Below are 13,060 nucleotides of genomic sequence, written 5' to 3'. Positions count from 1 at the left end.
TTAAAATGTTTAAAACTGTATTGATTGCTAACCGTGGCGAAATTGCCGTACGTGCAATTCGCACTTTAAAAAAACTGGGGATGACCAGTGTAGCGGTATATTCAGACAGTGACCGTTACGCACAACATGTCAAAGATGCAGACATTGCCATTGCTCTAGACGGCTTAAAACCATCCGACACTTATTTAAGCATTGAAAAATTGATTCAAGCCGCTCAAAAAACGGGGGCTGAAGCTATTTTCCCAGGCTATGGCTTTTTATCAGAAAGTGCTGAATTTGCAGAGGCTTGTGAGAAAAATAATATTGCCTTTATGGGGCCAACCGCGACACAAATTTTAGAGTTTGGTTTAAAACACCGTGCGCGTGAACTGGCGGCGACTGCACAGGTTCCTATGACACCGGGTACAGGCTTACTTGAAAGCTTAGATGAGGCAATTTCTGCGGCTACAGAGATTGGTTACCCCATCATGCTGAAAAGCACCGCAGGCGGCGGTGGTATAGGTCTTACCCGCTGTAATAATGAACAAGCCTTAGTTGAAGCTTATGAAAGCGTCAAACGTTTAGGCGCACAATTTTTTAAAGATTCGGGCGTATTTTTAGAACGTTTTATTGACCGTGCGCGTCATGTCGAAGTTCAGATTTTTGGTGATGGTCAAGGTCAAGTGGTTGCATTAGGTGAACGCGACTGTTCATTGCAACGTCGTAACCAAAAGGTAGTGGAAGAAACCCCAGCGGCTCATCTCCCCGAAGCCACACGTCAAAAAATACACCAAGCAGCAGTTGAACTAGGCAAATCGGTCAATTACCGCAGCGCAGGTACGGTCGAATTTATTTATGATGCTGCACGCGATGAATTTTACTTCCTTGAGGTCAATACCCGACTACAAGTAGAACACCCTGTCACTGAGATGGTGACAGGTTTAGACCTGATTGAATGCATGCTTAAAGTCGCTGCGGGTGATGCACTGGATTGGACGGCACTTAGCAACATCCAACCGCTAGGTGCGGCGATTGAAGTGCGTATTTATGCAGAAGATCCAGTTAAGAACTTCCAACCCAGCCCGGGTGTACTGACCGAGGTCGCATTTCCAGACAATTGTCGTGTTGATACATGGGTTTCAACAGGGACAGAAATTTCGCAATATTTTGACCCGATGATTGCCAAAATCATCGTACATGCGGATACCCGTGCACAAGCCATTGAGCAACTAAAAAGTGTACTCTCTCAAACTCGTTTAAATGGTATCAGCACCAATTTAGACTATGCACATAGCGTGATCTCTGATGAACGCTTTGCACAAATGCAAATCTGGACGCGTTTGCTAGACGACTTTGACTACGTACCGAATGTGATTGAAGTACTCCAAGCTGGCACGCAAAGCTCAATTCAGGACTTTCCGGGACGTGTTGGCTATTGGGATATCGGTGTACCACCATCGGGTCCTATGGATGACTATGCTTTTCAATTGGCCAATCAAATTGTGGGGAATGATGCTAGAGCAGCAGGTTTCGAATTCACTCTGCAAGGTCCAAGCCTCAAGTTCCACCAAGACAGTGTGATTGCACTGACAGGTGCGCCATGCCCTGCTCAACTGGATGATAAGCCCGTAACCTTTTGGCAACCGATTCACATTTGCGCAGGTCAAGTACTTAGCTTAGGACAGGTCGAGTCTGGTTGTCGTAGCTATTTAGCAGTGCGTCATGGGCTCGATGTCCCCCTATATTTGGGCAGTCGTTCGACTTTTGCTTTAGGTAACTTTGGCGGGCATGCAGGACGTGTACTTCGTGCAGGTGACATGATCAAACTCGTCAACACAACCCACCCAAATAGCGATACCCCTTTAGCCCCTCAAGAACCACAAGCTCTATCTTCTGCCCTCATTCCAAGCTACGGCAAAGAGTGGAAAATTGGCGTTCTGTATGGACCACATGGTGCACCTGACTTCTTTAAACCCGAATATATTGAAGAGTTTTTTGCCTCCGAATGGACCGTACACTTCAACTCCAACCGTTTAGGCATCCGACTATCAGGGCCAACACCAAGCTGGGCACGTGAAAATGGCGGTGAAGCAGGGCTCCACCCATCCAATGTCCATGACTGTGAATATGCCATTGGTGCGATTAACTTCACAGGTGACTTCCCTGTCATTTTGGCCAAAGATGGGCCAAGTCTAGGAGGTTTCGTTTGCCCTGTAACCATTGCCAAAGCTGAACTTTGGAAAGTGGGTCAGCTTAAAGCCGATGATAAAATCAGCTTTTATCCTTTAACTGTTGAACAAGCCAATGCCTTAGAACAACAACAAATTGAACGGATCGAAAACTTTGCCCACGCAGCCCTTAATTCTGAGCCGCCAAGCAGTGACATTCCGCCATCCGCAATTCTTGCCAGCTTAGAGGCAACTGACGTGTCTCCACGCACGGTATACCGCCAAGCGGGTGACAGCTATATCTTACTGGAGTACGGTGACAACGTTTTAGACTTGGCCCTGCGCTTGCGCGTTCACCAGCTCATGCAACTCATTCGCGCAGCCAATATTAAAGGCATATTGGAACTGTCGCCTGGTGTACGCTCGCTGCAAATCAAATATGATGGACTCACGCTTCCACAGCATCAATTGATCGAATTTCTACTCAAACTTGAACAGCAAATGGGAGATTTAAGCCAAATTAAGATCCCGTCACGGATCATCCATCTGCCGATGGCATTTGAAGACAGTGCAACTTTAGGTGCCGTTGAACGCTATCAAGAAAGTGTCTGTGCCAAAGCGCCTTGGCTACCGAACAATGTCGATTTTATTCAACGCATCAATGGTTTAGACAGTCGTGAGCAAGTCAAAGAGATTATTTTCAATGCCCATTACCTGATTTTAGGCCTTGGTGATGTCTACCTCACCGCCCCATGTGCAGTACCGATTGACCCACGCCATCGCCTATTAAGTTCAAAATACAACCCTGCCCGTACCTTTACCGCTGAAGGCACCGTAGGCATTGGCGGGATGTATATGTGTATCTACGGTATGGATTCGCCAGGTGGCTACCAATTGGTTGGGCGCACCCTACCCATCTGGAATAAATTTAAAAAGAATAAACAGTTTGGTGACAAAGAATGGTTCTTAAACTTCTTTGATCAAATCAAATACTTCCCCGTATCAGAGTCAGAGTTAGAGCAATGGCGTGCCGACTTTGAAAATGGTCAAACACAAATTCAAATTGAAGACACTGAATTTGACTATGCCGCGTACTTACAACTCCTTGAGGATGAAAAAGACAGCATTGCCGAGTTTAGAGCACAGCAACAACACGCTTTTAGTACTGAAGTGGGCTTATGGAAAGAAAGTGTTGATCATCAAGAACATCTGATTGCAGAAGTACGTGATGAGACCGACTACAGTGCCTATGCAGCGCTACATGCTTCGATGACCGGTAATATTTGGAAAATATTAGTGGAACAAGGTCAGATTGTGAAAAAAGGTGAAACCATTGCTATCATTGAAGCCATGAAAATGGAATTACCGGTGTACGCTGCGGATGATGGTACTGTCAAAGCCATTATTTGTCGGGCTGGACAAACCGTTCATAGTGGTGAGCCTTTGGTTTATATGGAATAGTACATGCCGAATATGACACGTGCAGGTTCAAGTTCAGACAATTTGTCTGAACTTGTTTACCAGCAAATAAAGAACGATATTTTTGATTTCAAATTGATGCCAGGTGAACGTTTTACCGAATCCGAAATCGCCTTGAACTATCAGGTCAGCCGCACGCCTGCACGGCAAGCACTATATCGACTGCAACAAGAAGGCTATGTAGAGGTGGCATTTCGTAGTGGCTGGACTGTCCGTCCGTTGAACTTGCAATACTACGATGAGCTGTATGAGCTACGCATCATGATTGAGCAGTATGCAATTCGAAAGTTATGCAGCAGTGCATCTCAGCCATCGAAGGAAATAAAACACTTGCACAAGACTTGGATGGTTGCACCTGAGCAGTATCTGTCAAGTTTAAAAGCTATGGCGAAAATTGATGAAGATTTTCACTGTGCATTGGTTCGGGCCATTGGTAATCAAGAAATGATCAAAATTCATCAAGAGGTCAGTGAAAAAATTCGCATTATTCGTCGCCTCGATTTTTCAAAAATGGATCGGATTGCAGCCACCTATGCGGAGCATCAAGCCATTTTGAATTATATAGCACAGCAACAGACAGAGCTTGCCGTTGAAAAGATTAGCGCTCACATTCAACAAAGTCGAGATGAAGTAAAAAAAATTACCTTAGGTATGCTCAGTCAGCATGCTGTTGTGAAAACAAGTCGCTAAGCGCTCGATCAGCATTCCACTCTCCAATAAAAAAGGCGCTTCATGCGCCTTTTCTTCAACCTTTGGACTTAAGCAGGAATACGTAGGACTTGGCCTGGGAAAATATCATCTGCATCTTTCAATAGTGGACGGTTGGCCTCAAAAATTTTATTGTACTGGTTGGCATCACCATAAAATGCTTTGGAAATTTTCGATAAGTTATCCCCCGATTTAACCGTGTAGAACTTACTTTCAGGTTCAGGGCTCGCCACAGTGAGTTGATCATCGACTTGTGCCACATGGTCAATATTACCGACAGCTAAAACAATCTTTTCTTTATCGGCTTGGGTCTGAACTTGCCCTTTCACGGTCGCCAAATCTGTGGTGGAGTTATAGCTGACTGAAAGTCCCGTCACAGGTAAGCCCAATGCTTTGATATGACCCAATAACTTGTTGGCAATTTCTTGAGCAGATGGCTCTGCTGGAGTGGTTGGTGCGGCTTGAGGCTCGGCTGCTGCTGTGTTTTTCTTACCAATGCCTTTAACAAAATCAAAAAGACCCATGTGTATGCTCCATCTTGTTATATCGGTGTTGTTATATTGAATGCTCAAAAATGAGACACCCTTTTTTATACCCAAAAAAGACAACAGATTTGGTAGCGAATAGTCCTCTTAAGGTAAAGCTTTGTAAGTTACCCGAGTAAATAGCAGATTTTAAAGGTGAGTTAGGCGCTTTGCATTTTTGAAAGGCATAAAAAAGCCACCCAAGTGGGTGGCCTTTTCATTCAGCAAAGCTGAAACAATATGTATTAACCTAGTTTCTTAGAAACGTAGTCAATCGCAGATTGTACAGTTGTGATTTCGTTAGAATCTTCATCTGGGATTGTGATGTCAAAGTCGTTTTCGAAAGACATAACAAGCTCAACAAGGTCTAAAGAGTCAGCACCTAAGTCATCCATGAAAGATGCTTCGTTTTTGATTTCTTCAGCCTTAAGACCAAGTTGTTCTGCAACTGCTTGCTTGATGCGTTGTTCGATATCGCTCACAGGAATTCTCCTCATTGCTTGTGGCGTTTTTAATGCCGTTAGTTTAATTGAATCTTTAAAATTTTGAAAGTTTATCCATCAGCCAATTAGCTCATGTATAGACCACCATTTACATGCATTACCGTACCAGTAATGTAATTTGCTTTGTCTGATGCCAAGAAGCTCACCACATTTGCAATATCTTGTGGATCACCTAAACGGTTCAAGGCCACTTGATCGCTCATTTTTTTACGGATGTCTTCGCTTAATTGCTCAGTCATTTCTGTTGCAATAAAACCAGGCGCCACTGAGTTTACAGTGATTTGACGGCTGCCCATTTCTTTTGCAAGGCTACGGCTAAATGCTTCAATACCAGCTTTCGCTGCTGAATAGTTGGCCTGACCTGGATTGGCAAAATGCGCAACCACAGAACTAATATTAATAATTCGTCCAAAACGTGCTTTGGTCATACCCTTTAAAACGCGTTTCGACAAACGGTAAACTGCTTTTAAATGGATATTTAAAATGTCATCCCAGTCATCTTCTGACATACGAAGTAACAAATTATCTTTGGTAATCCCAGCATTGTTCACCAAAACCAACACAGGGCCATAGTTTTGTTCAATGTCAGTGACAAGCGCATCAATGGCAGCACCATCACGAACATCGAGCACTTTACCTGCACCGTGTTCACCGAAGCTTGCAGCAAGTTTTTCTGCACCTGACTCAGATGTCGCAGTACCCACAACAAAATAACCGTCTTGAATAAGTTGCTGAGCGATGGCAGCACCAATCCCTCGACTTGCACCTGTCACGAGTGCAATCTTGCGTTCCTGTGTCATGCAATTTTTCCTTCAGCCACTAAAATGGCATTTAGTGCATCTTCCAAGCGTGATTTACTATCGAGTGGAAATGCTTTTTCAATATTAGGTAGACGTTTTGCCAAGTTTGCCAAAACATTGCCTGGACCACACTCTGCAACATATTGGATCCCTTGATCCTGAATAAACTGCATGGTTTTGGTCCACTGTACAGACTCATATAACTGAGCGGTAAGTGCTTGGCGGACTTGTGCTACATCTGTAGCAATTTCCGCGCCCACATTTTGTATTACAGGTATGCTAGGCAGCTCAATGGCAGTTTGTTCCAAAGCTTCTGCGAACTGTTCTGCAGCAGGCTTCATCAATGAACAATGCGATGGAACAGAAACTGGGAGTGCAATCGCTTTGCCGCTGTTTTCTTTGGCTAAAGCCATGACTGCTTCAACTGCTGCTTTTTCACCAGCAATCACTACTTGACCTTGAGCATTGTAGTTAGCCGCTTCAACTGAACCTTCAGTTTGACCCGAAACTTGTTGGCATAAAGCAACAACTTGCGCATCATCTAAACCTAAGATGGCCGCCATTGCGCCCTTACCCTGAGGTACAGCACTTTGCATTAACTTGCCACGCAAGTTTACCAGCTTGACTGCATCGCCTAAGCTTAGGCTTCCTGCTGCAACCAACGCACTGTATTCACCAAGTGAGTGTCCCGCCAAATACTTGGGTGCAACACCACCAAGTTCTAACCATACACGCCACAAAGCAATGCTGGCAGTTAACAATACCGGTTGGGTAAATTCAGTTTGGTCTAAACCTTCACCAGATTGTGCAATGTGCCACAAATCGAATCCAACCGCTTTAGAGGCTTCTGCAAATGTTGCTTCAACACTGGCAAATTGTTCTGCCAATTCAGCCAACATGCCAACCTTTTGTGAACCCTGACCGGGAAATACAAAAGCTGTTTTTGTTGCCTGAGCGACTTGATCAAGTTGTTTCGCAGACATAAAAAAGTCCTTTCTTGTCTTTGCTCTCGTTTATGGAGCGAAAATTTAACACTTAATTTAGGTCGATGTAATTGCCAAATACAACAAAAACAGCAGCGATAAAAATTCGACAACAAAAAAAGGGAGCTTTACGCTCCCCTTTTTTCGACTAAGCTTTAAGCTTAATGCTTCGACAATTATTCAGCAGATGCTTTAGCTAATAATTGACGACCACGGTAGATACCATCTTTAGATACATGGTGACGACGGTGAATCTCGCCAGTAGCTTGGTCTACAGTTAATGCATTCTCGGTTAAAGCGTCATGTGAACGGCGCATGTCACGGCGAGAGCGACTTTTACGGTTTTGCTGAACGGCCATGATGGCTCCTTACAAATCGAAAAATATGGATCAGAACAAATTCAGTTGTCTTATACGGAAGAGTATAACACAAAAATTAGTTAAGTTTACCCTTCAAACTTGCCAAAACATCAAACGGATTATCCCGCTTTTCTTCAACAAGTTCTTCAACGGCAGGTTGGTGCTTATGTTCACAAGCATCATGCTTAGCAGACAAAGGCATCAACAATAACAATTCATCTTCTATCAGAGACAGTAAATCAGCCGTCGCAGGCGCATCATAGCTACCTTTTGTCGTTGCTTCACTTTCACCTAAGACGATGAAATCAGCATCCTCATCCAAGCGCTCTATCAGTGACTCATCATCCACTAGAGCTAGATGAAAATCTGAAACGAGTTCAATGTTTACCGTGCCTAAACAGCGCTGGCATTCCATTGGAACGTTCGTTTCAACGTGACCATCTAGCCATACAATACGATGATACGCATCCATTGATAGCTTACAGTCTATGTTAATCAATTGATCATCAATTGATCCAACAGCTTCACGGGCTATACGAGCAAAGCGAGACAATGGCAGTGTTCCTGACCATGTAAAGCCTTGTTCGGCCCATTTAAACGGCTCAATCTGTGCCGGAAAGGTATTTGCTGACATAATTAAGGCGGCAATTCTACAAATTCATCAGTACTCTGTCAAAGATTAAGATACAATTTTGTACTTATTTAGACAGACCATTTGGGTAACTTAAGTCATGCATCTGTTGCAGCCGCAAACAGAAGTGAGTATTTCATCACTTGTGAGCACAATTTCAACTGTCGATTCTGACATTTCAAACCGCCAAGTGCAACTCTCGACGTGGGAGAATTTGTGTACAGAAGCAGAACAAGTTGATTGGCTCATCTTACACTTTAATCGTTGGTTTTCCCACCTGAATGTCAACTTGGTTAAAGGTGACTTTGAACCTGAATATTTTCCCGCTATAGACAGCACCCCTGCACGTATCCAATTTGCCCATGGTTTTTTTAATAGTGCATTGCATGAAATCAGCCATTGGAGCATTGCAGGAGATAAACGCCGTCTACTCCCCGACTTAGGCTACTGGTATGCACCCGATGGTCGTACGGCTGAGCAACAAGCTTTATTTGAACAGGTTGAAATTAAACCGCAAGCCATTGAATGGTTATTTGCCACAGCTTTTGGTCGGAAGTTCCGTGTTTCCTTAGACAATCTGACTGGTGAAGGGGGTGACGGCAACCGCTTCAAAGACCATGTTTTCGCTCAAGTTCAGGCTTATTTTTCAGGACAAGCCCAATTACCGCGCGATGCGAAACACTTCATTAACTGTATTTGCTTATGTACTCGTGCTGGCAAAACATTACAGAGCAATGAATTTCAAAGAGAAATGCTCGACTAAATTTAGCACGATTCACATTTTGGTCATTGAACATCACCGAGATAAAGCGCGATAATGTTGAAAAAACCATCAGGAGATAAAAACGATGCTTCATTTAAGAGTCCATCCTGATAACCCTCAAGCACGCTCCATCAGCCAAGCAGTAGAACGGATCCGTGCAGGCGATGTGGTGGTGTACCCGACCGATGCCGCTTATGCCATTGGCTGCCAGATTGGGAATAAAAATGCCATGGAGCGGATTGCTCAAATTCGCGGCCTTGGGGCCAAACATCAATATGCCATCATTTGTGCAGATCTATCCGATATTGCCACTTATGCCAAAGTGGACAATGCTATGTATCGTTTACTGAAAAACAATACACCAGCCGTGACCACCTTCATTTTGCCTGCAACCAGTGAAGTGCCTAAACGCTTGATGCATCCGAAGAAAAAAACCATTGGTCTACGTATTCCAAGTAACCCTGTGTGCCAAATGTTACTCAAAGAGTTGGGTGAACCACTACTAACCAGTACATTAATCCTGCCGAATCAGGAAGAACCGCTGGATGATCCCTATGATATAGAAATGCAACTATCAAAACGAATTGATGTGTTTATCGACAGCGGGCTGGGCACCTTGAACACCACCAGTATTGTCGACTTATCAGGTGATCACCCTGAAGTGATTCGCCGTGGGCTTGGTGATGTCAGCGCATTTGAATGATGCGCTACATTTATTCGCTAGTGAAACTGAATCTCACATTCTCAAGAGATCAACATGACCCTGTTTATGGTTTTGCTCAATCTCAATCAATTTCCCGAGCAACATAATTTATATGTGCAGCGTCCTTGGACGCTTGAGTCCGAGACTTTGGTGCAAAGCCCGAGTTCAATCAACTGCATTATGCGGGAAGATAATCCGTACAGCTATTTTCTGCCGATCGCGACCATCCAACAATACTTTAAATATCTTGAACCCAAAAATCTCTGCCTGCAAGACAGCTGTCAGCGCATCATTGAATTTGCGCTACAAGCACCTGAGTAAATCGTGGATGAATCTTTTCCTTGGCGTCAACTGACGCATTTATGCATATTTTGGACACACTTTACATCCCTAGGCTTTCAAATTAGTACACATCTATAAAAATTAAAGCACTTCACCTGTGCGGCTTTAGCGCTCACAAACGATGTTACTGCAAAGAACCATCTTCATTTTAAAGTGCGGAAAAAACAGCCAAGTCCATTCTTTTGAGTGGTTCATCTTCCGAAGCAGTTTGCTACTGTACGGCCAGAACATCAAACATACTTCGCCGTACATTGACGATGGATCGTCATGGGCATGAAAAACAGCCACATCACAATCAAATCAATAAGGACAAAAAAATGCCGAACCAAGGGAATATAACAAGATTAGGTCTGTTTGCAGTTTCAACTAATCAAAAGCATTTAAGCCAATCCATCACATTCAGTTTCCAACTATTCAAGTTTCCCCCAAACAGCTATCTCAGCTTCGTTTAAATCGAGCCTGCAACAGGTTGCATGAGATGAGGCAAAGTTGAGAAAGCCTCATGTCTGGAGTTCTAACTCAATCGGAATACCCAAACATCTAAGCCTTTTTATTCTGTAGGTCTTTTCTTTCTACTTCGCATTTTCGCGCATTTTTTTCAAAACTAAATACGGTTTTTCAACACCACAACAAGGAAACTTTTAATAAGGGATTGTATATGAACAAGAATAGACCATTAAACTCAATACCGAAACCACTGACACGCATCCTCACCTTGGTCGCAGCTATTACAGCATCACATGTCGCTTTAGCCGCACCTGAAACCCAAAGTACAGCACCTCAAGCCCTCAATCAGACAGGCTTGGTCTTACCCCAACCCACACCCACATTTAAAGGGGTGATTAAAGAAACCTTTGAAGGCTCTAAACAAGATTTCCCTCAACCTGTAAAAGCATCTAAAGACGCACCCAATGTGGTGGTGATTTTGTTAGATGACTTGGGCTTTGGACAAGCTGGCACCTTTGGGGGGCCTGTACCGACGCCTGAAATGGATGAGCTTGCAGACGATGGGGTGATTTTCAATCGTTTTCATACCACAGGGATTAGCTCTCCAACACGTGCAGCGCTTTTAACGGGACAAAACCCACATCAAGTTGGAGCGGGAACCATTACCGAACTTTCAACAGGTTATCCGGGATATAACACGATATGGCCCAAGGAAAGTGCCAGTGTGGCCAGAATCCTTAAAGACAATGGTTATGCCACTGCGGCATTTGGTAAATGGCACAACACCCCTGACTGGGAAACATCCCCAGTTGGACCTTTTGAACGCTGGCCAACAGGTCTCGGTTTCGAATATTTTTATGGCTTTTTTGGTGGTGAATCGAGCCAATGGGAACCACAGCTGATCCGCGGGGTGACACCCGTTGAACCCACTAAACGGCCAGAGCAAGGCTATAACCTGAATGTTGACTTGGTTGATGATGCAATTGGTTGGATCAATCGTCAAGGCTCAGTCTCTCCAGATAAGCCGTATTTTGTCTATATGGCACCCGGTGCCGTCCATGCACCACTGCATGTCAATCAAGAATGGATTGATAAGTTTCAAGGCCAGTTCAACCAAGGTTGGGACAAAGTCCGTGAAGAAACCTTGGCCCGTCAGAAGAAATTGGGCATTGTTCCTAAAAATACCGACTTGACGCCTCGCCCAGACAGTATTCAAGCTTGGACTGCTCTGAGTGCAGATGAGAAGCGCTTGTTTGCAAAACATCAAGAAGTCTTTGCAGGTTTCCTCGCACAAACAGATCATGAAATGGGACGTTTGATTAAAGCCATCAAGAAACTTCCTGATGCAGACAATACCCTCATTATTTTTATTGCGGGGGATAATGGTGCCAGTGCTGAAGGGACGTTAACGGGTACTATCAATAACCTAATGACTCAAAATGGTTTTCCAGATACCGTTGAAAATCAATTAAAACATATTGATGAAATTGGCGGACCAAAGCACGAAAACCAATATCCTGTCGGTTGGGCATGGGCTGGCTCGTCTCCATTTCAATGGATGAAACGCGTCCCTTCTCACTTCGGGGGAACACGCAATGGCATGATCGTTTCTTGGCCTGCAAAAATTAGAGCCACGCATGCGATCCATAACCAATTCCATCATGTTTCCGACATCACCCCAACCATTTTAGAAGCAGCCAATATTCCGCAGCCCAACTTAGTAGATGGTGTAAAACAAACGCCAATGTCTGGGATTAGCATGGCATACAGTTTCAATGATGCAAAAGCCAAAGATCAGCGTCATACCCAATACTTTGAAACGGGTGGACATAGAGCCATCTATCAAGACGGTTGGGTTGCCTCATCCTTCCATGGCGTACCGTGGAAGCTCAGTGGCTCTTTAGGCTTTAAAGATAGTCCATGGGAACTATACAATATCAAACAGGACTTTTCCCAAGCGCATGACCTAGCAGCCAAAGAGCCTCAACGCTTAGCAGAAATGCAGAAGCTATTCGACCAAGAAGCAGGCAAATATGGCGTTTATCCGTTAGATGATCGTTTTGTAGAACGTGCTTTTAATCCGGAGCGCCCTTCTTCGGTTCGTGGACGAAAGCAATTTACCTATTCAGCAGGCACCACGCGTCTGCCTGAAGGCAGTGCTCCACCCATGTATCAACGCTCGCATAGCATTAAGGCTGACGTTGTCATTCCTAAAAGCGGTGCCAATGGTGTAATTGTGGCTGAAGGTGGTTCAGGAGGCGGCTTCTCGTTGTATTTGGAAAATGGCATACCTGTGTACGAATACAACTTCTTTGCCCAATCGTATTATCGGATTGCTGCCACCAAAGCATTAGCACCGGGGAAACACAGCATCGTCGTAGATTATCAACAGACTCCGCGTGAAGGTCGACATGGTATTGGCGGACCTGTGACCATCAGCGTCAATGGCGAAACGGTTGCCCAAGGTCAGGTTGAAAAAGTGGTTCCTTATCGCTTCTCCGCAACTGAAACCTTCGATATCGGTATGGACTTAGGCTCAACCGTTTCACCTCGCTACAATGAAAAAGCGCCGTATGCATTCACAGGTCAAATCGATACCGTCACAATCGATTTAAAAGACTAAATATTTTTAAACACGACGATCTGAGATTGATCAACACCCCAAAATTTG

At 44.3% G+C, this 13,060-nt stretch carries 12 protein-coding genes; 6 read left to right on the top strand and 6 right to left on the bottom strand.

Going from position 1 to position 13,060, the window contains the following annotated elements:
• The first annotated feature begins 5 nt into the window (after positions 1–5).
• Together uca and WH214_RS03320 are read left to right on the top strand one after the other, a co-directional pair.
• The gene (gene uca / locus WH214_RS03325; protein ID WP_339422281.1) at positions 6–3,608 is read left to right on the top strand and encodes an urea carboxylase; all 3,603 of its coding nucleotides are present in this window, start codon (positions 6–8) and stop codon (positions 3,606–3,608) included.
• 3 nt (positions 3,609–3,611) lie between these two features.
• Positions 3,612–4,316 (top strand): GntR family transcriptional regulator, encoded by a 705-nt coding sequence (locus WH214_RS03320; protein ID WP_339422280.1) that lies wholly within the window; start codon positions 3,612–3,614, stop codon positions 4,314–4,316.
• 68 nt (positions 4,317–4,384) lie between these two features.
• On the opposite strand, the gene lysM is transcribed toward WH214_RS03320, so the two are convergent.
• From lysM to WH214_RS03290, 6 genes are all read right to left on the bottom strand, one after another.
• Positions 4,385–4,858, bottom strand: coding sequence for a peptidoglycan-binding protein LysM (gene lysM / locus WH214_RS03315; RefSeq protein WP_094148253.1), 474 nt, complete (start codon positions 4,856–4,858; stop codon positions 4,385–4,387).
• Positions 4,859–5,103: 245 nt separating this feature from the next.
• The gene (gene acpP, locus WH214_RS03310; RefSeq protein ID WP_004695351.1) at positions 5,104–5,340 is read right to left on the bottom strand and encodes an acyl carrier protein; all 237 of its coding nucleotides are present in this window, start codon (positions 5,338–5,340) and stop codon (positions 5,104–5,106) included.
• 86 nt (positions 5,341–5,426) lie between these two features.
• Complete coding sequence (fabG, locus tag WH214_RS03305) at positions 5,427–6,161, bottom strand: 3-oxoacyl-ACP reductase FabG (RefSeq protein ID WP_339422279.1); 735 nt, start codon at positions 6,159–6,161, stop codon at positions 5,427–5,429.
• Positions 6,158–7,144 carry an ACP S-malonyltransferase gene (fabD, locus tag WH214_RS03300; RefSeq protein ID WP_339422278.1) on the bottom strand — a complete coding sequence of 329 codons (987 nt, stop codon included), beginning with the start codon at positions 7,142–7,144 and terminating at the stop codon, positions 6,158–6,160. The genes fabG and fabD overlap by 4 nt, the downstream gene beginning before the upstream one ends.
• 176 nt (positions 7,145–7,320) lie before the next feature.
• The gene (gene rpmF / locus WH214_RS03295; protein ID WP_339992849.1) at positions 7,321–7,503 is read right to left on the bottom strand and encodes a 50S ribosomal protein L32; all 183 of its coding nucleotides are present in this window, start codon (positions 7,501–7,503) and stop codon (positions 7,321–7,323) included.
• 76 nt (positions 7,504–7,579) lie between these two features.
• Positions 7,580–8,137: a YceD family protein gene (locus WH214_RS03290; protein ID WP_004982945.1), complete on the bottom strand. Its 558-nt coding sequence runs from the start codon at positions 8,135–8,137 to the stop codon at positions 7,580–7,582.
• Positions 8,138–8,234: 97 nt separating this feature from the next.
• Here WH214_RS03290 and WH214_RS03285 point away from each other — a divergent pair, with 97 nt between their 5' ends.
• The 4 genes from WH214_RS03285 (at position 8,235) to WH214_RS03270 (ending at position 13,012) form a co-directional block, all read left to right on the top strand.
• Positions 8,235–8,897 (top strand): elongation factor P hydroxylase, encoded by a 663-nt coding sequence (locus WH214_RS03285; protein WP_339422277.1) that lies wholly within the window; start codon positions 8,235–8,237, stop codon positions 8,895–8,897.
• 85 nt (positions 8,898–8,982) lie between these two features.
• Positions 8,983–9,600, top strand: coding sequence for an L-threonylcarbamoyladenylate synthase (locus WH214_RS03280; protein WP_218289038.1), 618 nt, complete (start codon positions 8,983–8,985; stop codon positions 9,598–9,600).
• A 54-nt stretch (positions 9,601–9,654) separates the two neighbouring features.
• The gene (locus WH214_RS03275) at positions 9,655–9,921 is read left to right on the top strand and encodes a hypothetical protein (RefSeq protein WP_339422276.1); all 267 of its coding nucleotides are present in this window, start codon (positions 9,655–9,657) and stop codon (positions 9,919–9,921) included.
• 679 nt (positions 9,922–10,600) lie between these two features.
• Positions 10,601–13,012: a sulfatase-like hydrolase/transferase gene (locus WH214_RS03270; RefSeq protein ID WP_339422275.1), complete on the top strand. Its 2,412-nt coding sequence runs from the start codon at positions 10,601–10,603 to the stop codon at positions 13,010–13,012.
• The last annotated feature ends 48 nt before the right edge of the window (positions 13,013–13,060 follow it).

The organism is Acinetobacter sp. MYb191 (assembly GCF_037572605.1).
GTDB classification, from domain to species: domain Bacteria; phylum Pseudomonadota; class Gammaproteobacteria; order Pseudomonadales; family Moraxellaceae; genus Acinetobacter; species Acinetobacter johnsonii.
Note: the sequence above shows the minus strand (reverse complement) of the source record. Positions and strands in the feature narration are given on the sequence as shown.

Coding starts and splice junctions, on each gene's coding strand:
- WH214_RS03285 (WP_339422277.1), top strand. CDS start 8,235: ATGCATCTGTTGCAGCCGCAAACAGAAGTGAGTATTTCATCACTTGTG.
- WH214_RS03320 (WP_339422280.1), top strand. CDS start 3,612: ATGCCGAATATGACACGTGCAGGTTCAAGTTCAGACAATTTGTCTGAA.
- uca (WP_339422281.1), top strand. CDS start 6: ATGTTTAAAACTGTATTGATTGCTAACCGTGGCGAAATTGCCGTACGT.
- fabD (WP_339422278.1), bottom strand. CDS start 7,144: ATGTCTGCGAAACAACTTGATCAAGTCGCTCAGGCAACAAAAACAGCT.
- rpmF (WP_339992849.1), bottom strand. CDS start 7,503: ATGGCCGTTCAGCAAAACCGTAAAAGTCGCTCTCGCCGTGACATGCGC.
- WH214_RS03275 (WP_339422276.1), top strand. CDS start 9,655: ATGACCCTGTTTATGGTTTTGCTCAATCTCAATCAATTTCCCGAGCAA.
- WH214_RS03290 (WP_004982945.1), bottom strand. CDS start 8,137: ATGTCAGCAAATACCTTTCCGGCACAGATTGAGCCGTTTAAATGGGCC.
- lysM (WP_094148253.1), bottom strand. CDS start 4,858: ATGGGTCTTTTTGATTTTGTTAAAGGCATTGGTAAGAAAAACACAGCA.
- fabG (WP_339422279.1), bottom strand. CDS start 6,161: ATGACACAGGAACGCAAGATTGCACTCGTGACAGGTGCAAGTCGAGGG.
- WH214_RS03270 (WP_339422275.1), top strand. CDS start 10,601: ATGAACAAGAATAGACCATTAAACTCAATACCGAAACCACTGACACGC.
- WH214_RS03280 (WP_218289038.1), top strand. CDS start 8,983: ATGCTTCATTTAAGAGTCCATCCTGATAACCCTCAAGCACGCTCCATC.